Annotated in this window: 1 protein-coding gene; it reads left to right on the forward strand. The window is 47.6% G+C overall.

Annotation, left to right across the window (positions count from 1 at the left end):
- Positions 1-28: 28 nt before the first annotated feature.
- Positions 29-227, forward strand: a 199-nt coding sequence (locus B3O33_RS11485; protein ID WP_349676319.1) for a heme-dependent oxidative N-demethylase subunit alpha family protein, incomplete at its 3' end; no start/stop codon positions are given.

Consider the following 227-nt stretch of genomic DNA (forward strand, 5'->3'; position numbering starts at 1 on the left):
GACCAAGAACGGTGATCAGTGGCACTGGGTGAACAAGCCACTGGAAATTGATCAGACATTTACTTTTGGTGATACCAGTACCTTACCGATGGAGCCGTTTGAATATATCTCACGCCAGGTTCAGGGTGACTGGATCATCATGGATCATCGTGATGACGATTTATTTGCTGATATGGGGATGGTCACCAGTCAGGCTGACTGGTCAATTGCCTTTGATGCCGGTATGG

The organism is Methylophaga sp. UBA1464, from assembly GCF_002325665.1.
Lineage (GTDB): Bacteria > Pseudomonadota > Gammaproteobacteria > Nitrosococcales > Methylophagaceae > Methylophaga.